At 71.2% G+C, this 13,790-nt stretch carries 12 protein-coding genes; 3 read left to right on the top strand and 9 right to left on the bottom strand.

What is annotated here, in order from left to right; translation table 11 throughout:
• Positions 1–13: 13 nt before the first annotated feature.
• The 4 genes from R4I43_RS31015 to R4I43_RS31000 form a co-directional block, all read right to left on the bottom strand.
• Positions 14–1,474 (bottom strand): FAD-binding protein, encoded by a 1,461-nt coding sequence (locus tag R4I43_RS31015; RefSeq protein WP_324269263.1) that lies wholly within the window; start codon positions 1,472–1,474, stop codon positions 14–16.
• 117 nt (positions 1,475–1,591) lie between these two features.
• A complete protein-coding gene (locus R4I43_RS31010; RefSeq protein WP_324269262.1) occupies positions 1,592–1,969 on the bottom strand; it encodes a PH domain-containing protein in 378 nt (125 codons plus the stop codon).
• A 122-nt stretch (positions 1,970–2,091) separates the two neighbouring features.
• A complete protein-coding gene (locus R4I43_RS31005; RefSeq protein WP_324269261.1) occupies positions 2,092–4,530 on the bottom strand; it encodes a beta-glucosidase H in 2,439 nt (812 codons plus the stop codon).
• A complete protein-coding gene (locus tag R4I43_RS31000; protein WP_324269260.1) occupies positions 4,530–5,792 on the bottom strand; it encodes an MFS transporter in 1,263 nt (420 codons plus the stop codon). Before R4I43_RS31000 ends, R4I43_RS31005 begins: the two co-directional genes overlap by 1 nt.
• Before the next feature lie 113 nt (positions 5,793–5,905).
• Between R4I43_RS31000 and R4I43_RS30995 the strand changes: the two genes are divergently transcribed.
• Positions 5,906–6,529 carry a TetR/AcrR family transcriptional regulator gene (locus R4I43_RS30995; RefSeq protein ID WP_324269259.1) on the top strand — a complete coding sequence of 208 codons (624 nt, stop codon included), beginning with the start codon at positions 5,906–5,908 and terminating at the stop codon, positions 6,527–6,529.
• Positions 6,530–6,957: 428 nt separating this feature from the next.
• Here the strand turns inward: R4I43_RS30995 and R4I43_RS30990 are convergent, their stop codons facing one another.
• The 4 genes from R4I43_RS30990 to R4I43_RS30975 are packed head-to-tail and all read right to left on the bottom strand — an operon-like array spanning position 6,958 to position 11,322.
• Positions 6,958–7,797, bottom strand: coding sequence for a fumarylacetoacetate hydrolase family protein (locus R4I43_RS30990; protein WP_324269258.1), 840 nt, complete (start codon positions 7,795–7,797; stop codon positions 6,958–6,960).
• Positions 7,794–9,569 (bottom strand): glyoxylate carboligase, encoded by a 1,776-nt coding sequence (gene gcl, locus R4I43_RS30985; protein WP_324269257.1) that lies wholly within the window; start codon positions 9,567–9,569, stop codon positions 7,794–7,796. Before gcl ends, R4I43_RS30990 begins: the two co-directional genes overlap by 4 nt.
• A gap of 26 nt (positions 9,570–9,595) precedes the next feature.
• The gene (locus R4I43_RS30980; RefSeq protein ID WP_324269256.1) at positions 9,596–10,480 is read right to left on the bottom strand and encodes a 2-hydroxy-3-oxopropionate reductase; all 885 of its coding nucleotides are present in this window, start codon (positions 10,478–10,480) and stop codon (positions 9,596–9,598) included.
• Positions 10,481–10,509: 29 nt separating this feature from the next.
• The gene (locus R4I43_RS30975; protein ID WP_324269255.1) at positions 10,510–11,322 is read right to left on the bottom strand and encodes a hydroxypyruvate isomerase family protein; all 813 of its coding nucleotides are present in this window, start codon (positions 11,320–11,322) and stop codon (positions 10,510–10,512) included.
• Positions 11,323–11,466: 144 nt separating this feature from the next.
• On the opposite strand from R4I43_RS30975, the gene R4I43_RS30970 reads away from it, so the two are divergent.
• Positions 11,467–12,147, top strand: coding sequence for a RibD family protein (locus R4I43_RS30970; protein WP_324269254.1), 681 nt, complete (start codon positions 11,467–11,469; stop codon positions 12,145–12,147).
• On the opposite strand, the gene R4I43_RS30965 is transcribed toward R4I43_RS30970, so the two are convergent.
• Positions 12,128–12,808 (bottom strand): CDP-alcohol phosphatidyltransferase family protein, encoded by a 681-nt coding sequence (locus R4I43_RS30965; RefSeq protein ID WP_324269253.1) that lies wholly within the window; start codon positions 12,806–12,808, stop codon positions 12,128–12,130. The genes R4I43_RS30970 and R4I43_RS30965 overlap by 20 nt on opposite strands.
• A gap of 26 nt (positions 12,809–12,834) precedes the next feature.
• On the opposite strand from R4I43_RS30965, the gene R4I43_RS30960 reads away from it, so the two are divergent.
• Positions 12,835–13,788: a zinc-dependent alcohol dehydrogenase gene (locus R4I43_RS30960; RefSeq protein ID WP_324269252.1), complete on the top strand. Its 954-nt coding sequence runs from the start codon at positions 12,835–12,837 to the stop codon at positions 13,786–13,788.
• The last annotated feature ends 2 nt before the right edge of the window (positions 13,789–13,790 follow it).

The raw sequence follows: 13,790 nt of genomic DNA, 5'->3' as shown, positions 1-13,790 counted from the left end.
TCGACGAGCGGGGTCAGCGCTGCGCGGGAGCGGCACGGCGGCCCGCGCGGCGACCGAAGTAGGAGGCCTCGCCCAGCTGGATCCCGGAGGCGTAGCCCTTGCCGTCGATGGCGATGTTGGACGCGCAGGCCCCCGCCGCGAAGACGCCGCGGACCACCGAACCGTCCTCGCGCAGCAGCTCGCCGTCGACGCTGACCCGCAGGCCGCCGCAGGAGAAGCCGGCGTAGAAGCACTTGCCCGGGGTGAGGTCGTAGGCACCCCACGGCCCTCGGTCGAGCGGCACGAGGTGTTCCGGCACCTTGTGGAACTCCGGGTCTTCGCCGCGCGCGGCGGCCTCGTTGTAGGCGGTCAGGGTCTCGGCCAGCGCGCCCGCCGGGATGCCGAGCCCCCGCTCCATCTCCGCCACCGTGTCCCAGCCGTCGACCAGCGGTTGGAAGCGGTAGGCGGGCTCGACCATCGTGGCCGAGTCGAGGATCAGGTACGCGGTGCGTTCGGGCTGCTCGAAGACGTGTGCGGACGTGCGGGAGTGGTAGGAGTCCTCGTTGACGAAGCGCTTGCCGAGCTTGTTGACCACGATGCCGCGCAGCGCCTCGCCCGGCGGGTAGAACGGGCCGGTCAAGAAGACCTTGTCCAGGTGGTCGGCGACCCCGCCCACGGACTGGCCCATCCGGATCCCGAGGCCGTCGTCGTGGGTGTTCCCCAGCGCCATGCCGTTGCTCTCCACGGCCAGCAGGTCGGGGGCGTGGGCCTCCAGCATGTCGCGGTTGAGCACGAACCCGCCCGCGGCGATGACCACCGAACCGGCCTTGATCGCACCTGTGGCGCCGTCGAGGTCCTTCCAGGTCGCGCCTGCGACCGCGGTGCCGTCGACGAGCAGCGCCGTCGCGCCGGTCTCCCAGCGCACCTCGACGCCCCGGGCGTCGAGCAGGTCCAGCGCCAGACCGACGACCAGGGAGGCCCCTCCGGTGTCGCCGGGGACCGGGACCTTGTGCCCGCGCGGCGCCACCTTCGCCACCGATGCCACGTCCAGGCACTTCTCGTTGCCGGTGAAGCTCAGCCCCTCGGTGCCCGGCTGCACGACGGCCTTGTGCGGGTAGAACTCCCGGGTGAACTCGAACCCGAGCGACTCCAGCCAGCGGAAGTGCTCGACGCTGTCGTCGGCGTAGGAGCGGATCTTGGCCGGATCGCACTCGGGCGACATCAGGGTCAGGTAGTCGGCCATCGCCTCCGGCGAGTCGTCCCAGCCGGTCGCGCGCTGGACCTCGGTGCCACCGCCCAGGTAGAAGTGCCCGCCGGCCATCGCGCTGGTGCAGGTCAGCCGACCTCCGGCGTCGATGACCAGCACCCGCGCGCCCGATTCGCGGGCTTCGAGCGCCGCGCTCACACCGGCCATGCCGGCGCCGATCACCAGGACGTCGACCTCGTCGGAGAACGAGCCCACCGACTCGACCGACACCGGATCTGGGATGTCCATTCCCATGAGCCCACCCGCCGCTAGAACTTGTTGCAACCCGGTTCCGCGTCAGGTCAACGCGGAAGCGGGTTCAGAATGCAACATGTTCTAGACGGTTGTCCAGAAGCTGATCGTCGATCAGCGCGCGACGAAGGTGCTCAGCAGCGCCTGGACCTCGTAGACGTCGACGCCCTTGCCGAACTGCTGCGAGACCGGCTCAGCGGTGCTGGAGATCCAGATCTTGAGCTCGGCGTCCAGGTCGAAGGTGCCCGCGGTCTCCACCGAGAAGTGCGTGATGCTGCGGTACGGGATCGAGTGGTACTCGATCTTGCGCCCGGTCATGCCCTGCTTGTCCACCAGGATCAACCGCCGGTCGGTGAAGATCAGCGAATCCCGGATCAGCTGGTAGGCGGCGTGGATCTGCTCCCCCTGCGCCAGCAGCCGCCCGTACTCCTTGGTCGCCGCCTGCGGATCGACCCCCGAAGCGTTGCCCATCATCCCACCGAACAAACCCATGCCCACTCCCGTCGAAGTTCCTTGCGCAGACCACCGTACCGAAACTCGCGACGGCGCCGCGGCGGCCGGATTCCAGCGGAAGTCCCGCTGGAACCCGGCCTCCGGGAAGACCGAGCTCGGCGCTACTCGGTGACCTTCACCTCGGCCTCGATCGGGAGGTCGGCGAGCGACCGTCCGATGTGGATGGTGAAGCTGCCGGTCTCGGTGCGCCACGCGCCGTCCTGGTGGTGCTGGAACGCCCGCGCGGGAACGCGGACCGCAACCTCGGCCTCCTCCCCCGGTTCGGCGTCCACCGCGGCGAACCCCGCGAGCCAGTGCGCCGGGCGCTCCACCTCGCCCTCGCGGGAGAGGTAGACCTGCACGACCTCGCGGCCGGGCCGCAGCCCGCTGTTGCGCACCCGCACCCGCGCGGTCAGGTCCTCGCCGGTGGCGATCGCGGTCGGCACCTCGGCGCCCTGGTAGGCCCACGTCGTGTAGCCGAGGCCGTGGCCGAACCAGAACGCGGGCTCGATCCCGCTGCGCTCGAACGCGCGGTGTCCGATGTGGATCGACTCGGCGTAGTCGAGCGCACCGGCTTCGGGAAGGGGGCTGGGCAGCGGCTCGCCTTCGGCGGCGGGCCAGGTCACCGGCAGGCGGCCACCGGGTTCGGCGTCGCCGGTGAGCACGTCGGCCAGCGCGTTGCCGAACTCCTGGCCTGGGAACCACGACAGCAGCACCGCCGGGACCTCCTGAGCCCACGGCAGCAGCACCGGCGCACCCGAGTTGACCACGACCACCGTCCTGGGGTTCGCGGCGATGACCCGGCGCACGAGCTCGTCCTGGCGGCCCGGCAGCGCGAGGGTGTCGCGGTCGAAACCCTCGCTCTCGCTCTCGTCGGAAGTTCCCAGCACCAGCACCGCGACGTCAGCGGAGGCGGCGAGCTCGACGGCGTGCGCGAGCTCGTCCTCCTCGGGCAGCGCCGGGTTCTCCAGACCGAGGGTGAAGGTGGTGCCGATGGCGTCGGCCTCGACGCGGTGGGTCAGCACGACCTCCACCTCCTGCCCGGCGCTGAGCTGCACCTCGGCGGTGCGGTGCGGTGGCCGCACCATCGCCTCGATCGGGTCCGGCCCACCTGGCAGCTCCAGCACCCCGTCGATCAGCGGCCGGTCGTCGACCGCGAGCGTGAAGTGCCCGGCCCCGGCCACACCGATCCGGTGCGCGCCGGCCTCGGTGGCGCGCAGCACGCCCCGGACCTCGACGAAACCGACGGCCTCCACCGGCACGTCAGGACCGAACGAGCCCATCCAGATCAGCTTGCCGCTGTTGCGGTGCTCGGTGCCGATCGGCGCGCGGTCGGCGTCCAGGAACCGCACCGCCAAGCCGGGCTCCCCGGCCTCGGGGTCGGTGACCAGCTCCGGCGATGCCGGGGCGAGCAGTTCGGTGGACCGAACGCCCCGGGCGTGCACGACCTCCACGTCGCCGCCCAGCTTGGCGCGGAGCCCGTCGAGCGGCGAGACGGTGTAGGGCGGGAAGACGCTGGCGCTGCCACCCCCGAGGGTGCGAGCAGCGGCGGCGTTGGGACCCAGCACCGCGACCCTGCGCGCCTCCGCGGTGTTCAGCGGGAGCAGGTCGTCGTCGTTGCGCGCCAGGACGAATCCGGCGGCGGCCGCGTGCCGCAGCACCACCTCGGGCCGCTCGGCGTCCACGGCCGGCGGTTCGGCGCCGTCCAGCGCGCAGACCCGATCGGCCAGCCGCAGCAGGTTCAGCACCTTGTCGTCCACCTTGGACTCGGCGACCCGGCCGTCGCGCACCGCGTCGACGAGCTGCTGCCCCCAGGGGCTTTCCGGTCCGGGCATGGCCAGGTCGAGACCGCCACTGCCGGACTCGTCGGTGGAGCGGGTGGCGAACCAGTCGGAGATGACCACGCCGTCGAACCCCCACTCGCCGCGCAGCACCTCCTCGATCATGGCGTGCTCGGTCATGGTGGTGCCGTTGACGCGGTTGTAGGCGGCCATCACCAGCCACGGCCCGGCCTCGCGGACGATGTGCTCGAACGGCGCCAGGTAGAGCTCGCGCAGCGCCCGCTCGTCGACGCGGGCGTCGACGGTCATCCGGTCTGTCTCGGAGTCGTTGGCCACGAAGTGCTTCACCGTCGCGGCCACCCCGCCGGACTGCACGCCGCGCACGTAGGCCGCGCCGATCTCACCGGTCAGCAGCGGGTCCTCGCTGAAGCACTCGAAGTGCCTTCCGCCGTAGGGCGTTCGGTGCAGGTTGACGGTCGGCGCGAGCAGCACGTCCACGCCCTTGCGGCGCGCCTCGGCGGCCAGCAGCCGTCCGACGCGGTGCGCCAGCTCGACGTCCCAGGACGCCGCGAGCGAGGTGGGGCTCGGCGTGTTCGCCGAGGTGCTGCGCTCGTCGAAGGCCTCGCCGCGCACGCCGACCGGGCCGTCGGAGACGACCACCCTGCGCAGCCCGGCAGCGGGTTCGGGGTGCAGCGACCAGAAATCGGCGCCGGTGAGCAACCGGACCTTCTGCTCCAGCGACAGCGCGCGCACCCGCGCCCGCAGATCGGCCGTGGACATCAACGAACCCTCCTGACAGGTTGGATGCTCAGCGCACCGACGACCGCGAACGCCGCGGCGGCGCCGAACAGGACCGAGTAGTTCCCGCCACCACCGACGGCGAGGAACACCGGCGCGATCGCCGGTGCCAGGGACTGCGGCATCGCGTTGGCGATGTTGAAAACACCGAGGTCCTTGCCCGCATCGGTCTCCCGGTTGGGCAGCACGTCGGCGACCAGCGCGAGGTCGACCGCCAGGTAGACGCCCTGCCCGAGACCGGTGAGCACCATGCCGACCAGGAACGTCGAGAACGAACCGGCGAGGCCGATCACCAGCAGGCCGAGCCCGAAGACCACCGCCGAGCTCAGCACGAAGATCTTGCGGCGGCCCAGCCGGTCGGACAGCCAGCCGCTGGCGTTGCTGCCGGCAACCACGAACGCCGTCTGCACCAGAGTCGCCACGAACACCAGCCGCGCCACCTCGCCCTCCGGCACGTGCAGCCGGTCGGTCAAGTAGTAGGCCTGGTAGGTCAGCAGCGTGGCCACGCCCATGAACAGCAGGAACCGGCTCAACCAGGCCCAGCCGAAGTCGGGGTGGCGCACCGGGTTCACCCAGAAGCCGCGGGCGAACTCGCGGACGTCGTAGCGGGGTTGCGAGCCCGGTTCCAGCCGGCGGTCGCGCAGCATCGCGGCGAGCAGCAGGGCGGGCACCATGCCGACCAGGCCGGGGGCCATGAACATCCAGAACGAGGAGTTCTGCAGCGCCTGGGCGAGGAAGGTGCCCAGCACGATGGCCGCCGACATCGCCATGCCCAGCAGTCCGGACACCCGGCCGCGCTGCGCGGTGGGCACCTGGTCGGGCAGCAGCGCGGTCAGGGTCGCCAGCACCGCGTTCAGCCCGGCCTGGGCGAGGCACCAGCCGAGCAGCAGCACGGGAACGTCCTGCGCCAGCGAGACCACGGCGAGCCCGAGGGTTCCGGCCAGCGCGCCGCCGACCAGCCACGGGCGGCGCATCCCGAACCGGGAGGTGGTGCGGTCGCTGAGGTGGCCGAAGAACGGGTTGGCCACCAGCGCCAGCAGCGCTCCGACCCCGGTGACCAGCGCGAGGCTGCCCTCCTTGCCGTCGGGGTCGATCTGCTGCACGCGCACCGCCAGGCTCACCACGACCGGCGTCAGCAGAGCCACCCACAGGCCGAGGTAAGCGAGCGCGTAGACGGCGATGAACGCCGCGCTCGCCCGTTCGGGTTCGAGTCTTCGCTCGGTGCCCACGTAGGACTCCACCATGACGCCTCCAGGAAGTTCGCATCGTTGCGCTGATCGAACATCCTGACGCCAGAGCCGAGTGATCAGTAGGTTCTGTTATTGTTCTGTTACTTCATGTGTCGTAGGGTTGGTCCGTGATCGTCAACTCCACTCCTGAGGGAAGCGCTCCGCGACGCCGTTCCGCCCGAGGCGAAGCGGCGCGGGAGCGGATCCTGCACGCCGCGGTGGAGGCGTTCGCCAAGGACGGCTACCAGGGCTGCTCGCTGGCCCGCATCGCGAGCGAGGTCGGCCTGTCGCAGGCCGGGCTGCTGCACCACTTCCCCACCAAGGAGGACTTGCTCGCCGCGGTGCTCGAGGAGCGCGACCGGCTCGACACCCGGCGCTTCCTCGCCGACGGGGCCGAGGGCATCGAAATCCTGACGGCGCTGGAGAAACTGGTCGAGTACAACACGTATCTGACCGGGATGGTCCAGTCGTTCACGGTCCTGGCGGGTGAGAGCACCGCCGACCTGCACCCGGCCCGCGACTGGTTCCAGAGCCGCTACGAGACCGTCCGCACGATGATCGCCGCCGAGCTCCGCAAGGGCGTCGAGCGCGGCGAGATCCACCCGGACACCGATTGCACCGCCATCGCCGCCGAGATCGTCGCCACCATCGACGGCCTGCAGCTCCAATGGCTGCTGGACCCGAAGAAGGTCGACATGCCAACCCTCTTCCGCAACTACACGACCCGCCTCCGCACCGCCATCAGCACCTGACTCGGTCGCAAGGGGAACCTCGACCCGCTCACCCGAAAACCGATCACGCCCACCGACCACCGCTTTTCACGAGCAGAAGCTCCGGCAGAGGCGCAACGGACCCGGCAGAACCGCCATCGACCCACACCGCGGCACGCTCAACTCCCCGCCACCCGGGACCCATCCCCAATTTCGCGCGAAATTCGAGGGCCCCGCACCCAAGTCGAATTTCGCGCGAAGTTCGAACCCCAGCCGGGACGGCGCCCTGACCTGCGGGTACACGCCCGAGCGCGGGTGAGGCGTTCGAACTTCGCGCGAAATTGGAAGGCTGCGCGTCGACGTCGAAATTCGCGCGAAATTGGAATTCGGGGGTGGGGTGGACTTCTGCTGGGCCGGAGGGGCTCCCGGGCGGGAGGGTGCCCGGCAGTGCGCCCTCCCGCCTCGGGCCCCTATCCCCGCACCGTCGATCGGTGGCGCCCGAGGTGCTGGACCTCGATCTCGACCACGTCGCGGGGACGGAGGTACGGGCGCGGCTCCGGGTGCAGAGCCGCCACGCCGGCCGGGGTTCCGGTGAGGACCAGGTCTCCCGGGTCCAGCGTCATCAGGCCGCTGAGGTGCGACAGCAGCTCGCCGACGCCGAAGACCATGTGCGCCGTGCTGCCCTGCTGCCGCTGCGTCCCGTTGACCCGCAGGTCCAGGCGCAGCGCCTGCGGGTCGGGGATCTCGTCGGCGGTCACCAGCCACGGTCCGATCGGGCTGAACGTGTCGTGGCACTTGCCGCGAACCCACGTCGGCCCGCTCTTGAGGTGCGCGCGCTCGGTGACGTCGTTGGCCGCGACGTACCCGGCCACCGAGCGCAGCGCCTCGCCCGGATCCGGGCAGTCCCGCAGCCGGGTGCCGATCACGACGCCCAGCTCGACCTCCCAGTCGGTCTGGGTGCTGCCGGGCGGCAGCACGATCTCGTCCGCCGGGCCGGTGATCCCGCTGCTGGGCTTGAGGAACACGATCGGCTCCGCGGGCGGTTCGGCACCGGCCGCGGCGGCGTGGCAGCGGTAGTTCAGGCCGATGCCCACCACCTTGCCCGGCCGGGCGATCGGCGGCCCGAACCGCGCGGCCGGCAGTTCCGGGAGCGCCTCCCGGCCGGCTTCGATGGCCGCGAGGCGCTCCGGATCGGCCAGCAGTTCGCCGTCGATGTCGTGGGCGAACCCGGACACGTCGCGGACCAGGCCCGCAGCGTCCAACACCCCCGGCCGTTCAGCGCCGGGTTCGCCCACTCTGACCAGTCTCATGACCGGCCCGCTACAGCGGTCGGAGCGTCTGCGCCGGACTCGGCCAGCGCCTCGAACTCGTTGACCGCGTCGATCTCGGTGCCCATCGACACGTTGGTGACCCGCTCGACCACGACCTCGACGACCACCGGGACCCGGTGCTCGGCGACGAGCTTCTTGGCCTGCTCCAGCGCGTCGAAGATGCCGTCGGAGTCGAACACCCGCAGCGCCTTGCAGCCCAAGCCCTCGGCGACCTTGACGTGGTCGACGCCGTACCCGGCGACCTCGGGCGCGTTGATGTTCTCGAAGGACAGCTGCACGTGGTAGTCCATGTCGAACCCGCGCTGCGCCTGCCGGATCAGCCCCAGGTAGGCGTTGTTGATCAGCACGTGCACGAACGGGATGTTGAACTGCGCGCCGACCGCCAGCTCCTCCACCAGGAACTGGAAGTCGTAGTCCCCCGACACCGCGACCACTGTGGCCTCGGGGTCGGCGGTGGCCACGCCGATGGCTGCGGGCACGGTCCAGCCCAGCGGACCCGCTTGACCGGCGTTGATCCAGTGCCGCGGCCGGTAGACGTGCAGCATCTGCGCGGCCTGGATCTGCGAGAGCCCGATCGTGGAGACGTAGCGGGTGTCGGGTCCGAACGCGCGGTTCATCTCCTGGTACACCCGCTGCGGCTTGATCGGCGCCACGTCGAAGTGGGTCTTGCGCAGCAGCGCGGCCTTGCGGTCCCGGCACTGCCGGGCCCACTCGCCGCGATCGGCGAGCTTGCCCTGCTGCCGCCACTCGCGCGCGACCTCGACGAAGACCTCCAGGGCGGCCCGCGCGTCGGAGACGATGCCGTAGTCCGGCGCGAAAACCCGGCCGATCTGCGTGGGTTCGACGTCGACGTGGACGAACGTCCGCCCCTGGCGGTAGGTGTCGAGACCCCCGGTGTGGCGGTTGGCCCAGCGGTTGCCGATGCCGAGCACGAAGTCCGACTCCAGCAGCGTCGCGTTGCCGTAGCGGTGCGAGGTCTGCAGCCCGACCATGCCCGCCGACAGCGGGTGGTCGTCGGGGATCGTCCCCCAGCCCATCAACGTCGGCACCACCGGCACGCCGAGGATCTCGGCGAACTCGACCAGCAGGTCCGAGGCGTCGGCGTTGATGATCCCGCCACCGGCGACGACCAGCGGCCGCTCGGCGGCGTTGAGCATCTCCAGCGCGTGCTCGACCTGCGCGCGGGTCGCCGCCGGGTTGGCGACCGGCAGCGGCTCGTAGGTGTCGATGTCGAACTCGATCTCCGCCAGCTGCACGTCCAGCGGCAGGTCGATGAGCACCGGGCCCGGCCGTCCCGACCGCATCAGCTGGAAGGCCTTCTGGAAGGTGCCCGGGACCTGGGCGGGTTCCAGCACGGTCACCGCCCACTTGGTGACCGGCTTGGCCACCGACTCGATGTCGACGGCCTGGAAGTCCTCCTTGTGCAGCTTGGCGACCGGCGCCTGACCGGTGATGGCCAGGATCGGGATCGAGTCGGCCGAGGCGGAGTACAGCCCGGTGATCATGTCGGTGCCCGCGGGACCCGAGGTGCCGACGCAGACACCGATGTTGCCCGCCTCCGCCCGCGTGTAGCCCTCGGCCATGTGCGAGGCGGCCTCGACGTGGCGGGCGAGCACGTGGCCGATGCCGCCGTGCTTCTTCATGGCGCTGTAGAACGGGTTGATCGCGGCGCCGGGCAGCCCGAAGGTCTGCGTGGCGCCCTCCTTCTCCAGGATGAGGGCGGCGGCGTCCACGGTGCGCATGCGCGTCATGTTCGTCCTCGTTTCGGCGGGGAGGGTCAGGTGTCGCTGCGGCCGGAGAGTCGTTCGACGCCGCGCAGCAGTGCGGAGTGGTCGAGCCCGCCGTCGCCCTGGGCGCGCGCGGCGGCCATCAGCTGCGCCAGCAGCGAGCCGACCGGCACGACGACGCCGGACTCGCGGGCGGCGGCGGTGACGATGCCCATGTCCTTGTGGTGCAGGTCGATGCGGAAGCCCGGGTCGAAGCTGCGGTTGAGCATGTTCGAGCGCTTCTGCTGCAGCACCGCGGAACCGGCGAGCCCGCCGCTGAGGACCTCCAGCGCGGCTTCGGCGTCGACCCCGTAGGACTCGACGAACACGACCGCTTCCGAGAGCGCCTGGATGTTGGCGGCCACGATCAGCTGGTTGGCGGCCTTGACGGTCTGTCCCGCACCGCTCGGCCCGACGTGCACGACGGTCTTGCCGACGTGGTCGAAGACCTCACCGGCGGCGGCGAAGTCCTCCGCCGAGCCGCCGACCATGATCGACAGCGCGGCGTTCTTCGCACCCGCCTCACCGCCGGAGACCGGGGCGTCGACCAGCCGGAAGCCCTTCTCGGCGGCCTCGCGGGCGAGCTCGATGGTGACGTCCGGGCGGATGCTGGAGAAGTCGATGATCAGCGCGTTCGGCTTGGCGTTGGCGAACACCCCGCCCTCACCGGCGAGCACCTCCCGCACGTCCGGGCTGTCGGGGACCATCACGCAGACGATCTCCGCGCCCGAGACGGCCTCGGCGATCGAGGCCGCCGCGCTGCCCCCCGCGGCCTCGAGCGGGCCGTACTTGTTCGGGCTGATGTTGTAGCCGGTCACGTCGTGGCCGGCGTTGGCGAGGTGCACGGCCATGGGGCTGCCCATGACGCCCAGGCCGATGAACGCGATCGAGCTCATTGCTTGTGTCCTCCTCGAAGTTCTTCGGTTCAGCTGCGGCGTTCGCGCGGGAGCCAGTCGAAGGGGCCCGCCTGGCCGCTGGCCTTGTACTCCAGGCCGACCCAGCCGCGGTAGCCGCCGCGTTCGAGCGCGGCGAGCTGCTGCTGCAGCGGCAGCTCGCCCGTGCCGGGCTCGTTGCGGCCCGGGTGGTCGGCGATCTGCACGTGCGCGATGCGGTCGATGTGGTCGGCGATGACCTTGTCGACGTCGTCGCCGTTGACCGCGAGGTGGTAGAGGTCGGCGAGCAGGCCGAGGTTGGTCGCACCGGAGCTCTCCCGCACCCGGTCGATGACGGCCAGCGCGTCGGCGGCGGTGCGCAGCGGGTAGGGCTGCGGCCCGCTGACCGGCTCGACCAGCACCGTTCCGCCGATGCGGGCGGCGGACTCCGCCGCGAGCGCGAGGTTCTGCACGGCCAGTTCGTCCTGCTCCTGGGCGGAGGCGCCGTCGACGCGGTTGCCGTAGAGGGCGTTGAAGGCGGTGCACCCGAGGCGCTCGCCGATCCCGACGGTGACGTCGATGTTGTCGCGGAACTCGCGACTGCGCGCCGGCCACGAGACCAGGCCTCGATCACCGCCGGGCATGTCACCGGCGAAGAAGTTCAGCCCGACCAGCCGCACGCCCGCGTCCTCGACGGCGCGCACGAACGCGTCCACGTCGCGCTCAGCGGGCACCGCCGTGTCGAACGGCCACCAGAACTCGACGGCGTCGAAGCCGGCGGCCTTGGCGGCGGCCGGGCGTTCCAGCAGCGGCAGCTCGGTGAGCAGGATCGAGCAGTTGACCTCGTAGGGCAGTGCGTGACTCATCGCAGCCGTCCCCTTAATTCCGTATCGCGGATCTTTGTTTCCGGTCCACAGAATAGTGGCCGCCATCACCGGCTCTTGTCAACACTTTGTTGATTGCGCATGTGGGAACCCCCAGAACGATCACCAGTGGGTACGGTGGCGGATGTGTCGCGCCCGTACGTTCTGCTCAGCGTCGCCGTCAGCGCGGACGGCTGCATCGACGACGTGAGCGCTGGGCGGTTCCCGCTGTCCAACGCCGCGGACTTCGACCACGTCGACCAGGTGCGCGCGGAGTCCGACGCGATCCTGCTCGGCGCAGGAACGGTGCGCCGGGACGACCCGCGCCTGCTCGTGCGCAGTGCCCGGCGGTGCGCCGACCGCGTCGCCCGTGGCCTGCCGGAGCACCCGCTGAAGGTCGTCGTCTCCGGCAGCGGGAACCTCGACCCCGCGTTGCGGCTGTGGCGCCTCGGCGGCGGAAAGCTCGTCTACACCACCGATTCCGGCGCGGCAGCGACCACAGTGGACGAACTGGCCGAAATCGCTTCGCTGGGAGCGGAAATCGACTTCGGCGCGCTGCTCGACGACCTCGGTTCCCGGGGCGTGCGACGGCTCATGGTCGAGGGCGGCACCTGCATCCACACGGAGTTCCTCCAGGCCGGTCTGGCCGACGAGCTGCGGATGGCGATCGCGCCGATGCTCGTCGGGCAGGAGGCGGCACCGCGCTTCCTGCACCCCGCCGACTTCCCCGGCGGCCCGGCGCGCCGCTTCCACCTCGAGGAGGTGACCAAGATCGGCGATGTGGCCGTGCTGCGCTACTTCCCGAAGGTCACGTCCGAAAGCGGCTGAGCCACAGCACGTCCCGGCCGAACGACCACGTGAGCACCAGCAGCGCGAGGAGGACCAGCTCATCCGAGCGCGGCACGATCCCGGACGAGGCGGCGACGAGCACGATCCCCTGCACCGCCGCGACGGTCTTGCGGGCGAAGCTCGGCGGCAGCTCCGCCCGCAACCACGGCAGCCACCACGACGCGGCCACGAACAGGTAGCGCATCGCCCCGATCGCCAGCACCCACGGGCCGGAGGAGACCGCGACGTGCGCGCTGAGCACCAGGATGAGGAACGCGTCGACCTCCATGTCCAGCCGCGCCCCGAACGCCGATGCCGTCCCGGTGCGCCGAGCCACCTGACCATCGACGAAATCGCTGATCAGCGCCAGGATCCCGAGCACGACGATCACCGGCGGTCCCGCGCCGTCGACCACCAGCGCGGTGATGACCGCGGTCAACCCCGCCCGGACGAGCGTGATCCGGTCAGCGGGCCCCAGCGCGGTCGTGGCGTGCCTCCGCATCGCGCGGCCCACCAGCGCTTGGGTGACGAGGGCGCAGGCGATCCCGGCTACCCAACCGATCGGCCCCAGCCCCGCGGTCGCGGCGACCACGCCCAGCGCGATGACCTGGACGCCCGCCCACGCCAGGTGCTCCGCGGTGTTGCGGTGGAGTTCGATCATGGCCACCCTGTTTTCGGAGGTCGTCCATGCTAGACGCCGCGCGGGCATTGTGGGTCACTGCAGCGGGCAGGTGCGAGATCCGGCGCGCCGCGTTGCCGGATCGTTCGCCGGATCAGGTGGCGGTGCGCACCCTGTTCTCGGCCGTCAGCCGGGGAACGGAAAGCCTCGTGCTGGGCGGGCGAATCCCCGAATCGCAGCACGAGCGGATGCGGGCGCCGTTCCAGGAGGGCGACTTCCCGTGGCCGGTCAAGTACGGCTACCTCAACGTCGGCGTGGTCGAGGACGGTCCCGCCGAGTTCGAGGGCCGTGCGGTGTTCTGCCTGTACCCGCACCAGACGCGCTACGTCGTCCCGGCCTCCGCTGTGGCGGTGGTGCCCGAGGGCGTTCCGCCGGAGCGCGCGGTGCTGGCCGGGACGGTGGAGACGGCCGTCAACGCCCTGTGGGACGCGGCGCCGCTGGTCGGTGACCGGATCGCGGTGGTCGGCGGCGGGATGGTCGGCTGCGCGGTGGCCGCGGTCCTCGCGCGCTTCCCCGGCGTCCGGGTGCAGCTGGTGGACGTCGACCCGGCGCGGGAGGCGACCGCGGACGCCCTCGGCGTCGGCTTCGCCGCGCCCGAGCAGGCCGACGGCGAGTGCGATCTCGTGGTGCACGCCAGCGGCAGCGAGCAGGGCCTGGTCCAATCGCTCGAGCTGCTCGCCACCGAGGGCCGGGTCGTCGAGCTCAGCTGGTACGGCGACCGGGAGGTGAGCCTGCCGCTGGGCGAGTTCTTCCACTCCCGGCGGCTGACGGTGCGCAGCAGCCAGGTCGGCGCGGTCGCCCACCCCCGCCGCACCTTCGCCGAGCGGATGTCGCTGGCGCTGGGGCTGCTGGCCGATCCGGTGTTCGACGCCCTGATCAGCGGGCAGAGCAGGTTCGACGAGCTGCCCGAGCTGCTGGCCGGGGAACTCCCGACCCTGTGCCACCGGATCGTCTACCCCTGATC

Source organism: Saccharopolyspora mangrovi, from assembly GCF_035320975.1.
Taxonomy (GTDB): Bacteria; Actinomycetota; Actinomycetes; order Mycobacteriales; family Pseudonocardiaceae; genus Saccharopolyspora; species Saccharopolyspora mangrovi.
Note: the sequence above shows the minus strand (reverse complement) of the source record. Positions and strands in the feature narration are given on the sequence as shown.

Excerpts from the sequence above, each read along its gene's own strand:
- R4I43_RS31015 (WP_324269263.1), bottom strand. The coding sequence starts at position 1,474 with ATGGACATCCCAGATCCGGTGTCGGTCGAGTCGGTGGGCTCGTTCTCC.
- R4I43_RS31010 (WP_324269262.1), bottom strand. The coding sequence starts at position 1,969 with ATGGGTTTGTTCGGTGGGATGATGGGCAACGCTTCGGGGGTCGATCCG.
- R4I43_RS31005 (WP_324269261.1), bottom strand. The coding sequence starts at position 4,530 with ATGTCCACGGCCGATCTGCGGGCGCGGGTGCGCGCGCTGTCGCTGGAG.
- R4I43_RS31000 (WP_324269260.1), bottom strand. The coding sequence starts at position 5,792 with ATGGTGGAGTCCTACGTGGGCACCGAGCGAAGACTCGAACCCGAACGG.
- R4I43_RS30990 (WP_324269258.1), bottom strand. The coding sequence starts at position 7,797 with ATGAGACTGGTCAGAGTGGGCGAACCCGGCGCTGAACGGCCGGGGGTG.
- gcl (WP_324269257.1), bottom strand. The coding sequence starts at position 9,569 with ATGACGCGCATGCGCACCGTGGACGCCGCCGCCCTCATCCTGGAGAAG.
- R4I43_RS30980 (WP_324269256.1), bottom strand. The coding sequence starts at position 10,480 with ATGAGCTCGATCGCGTTCATCGGCCTGGGCGTCATGGGCAGCCCCATG.
- R4I43_RS30975 (WP_324269255.1), bottom strand. The coding sequence starts at position 11,322 with ATGAGTCACGCACTGCCCTACGAGGTCAACTGCTCGATCCTGCTCACC.
- R4I43_RS30965 (WP_324269253.1), bottom strand. The coding sequence starts at position 12,808 with ATGATCGAACTCCACCGCAACACCGCGGAGCACCTGGCGTGGGCGGGC.
- R4I43_RS30960 (WP_324269252.1), top strand. The coding sequence starts at position 12,835 with ATGCTAGACGCCGCGCGGGCATTGTGGGTCACTGCAGCGGGCAGGTGC.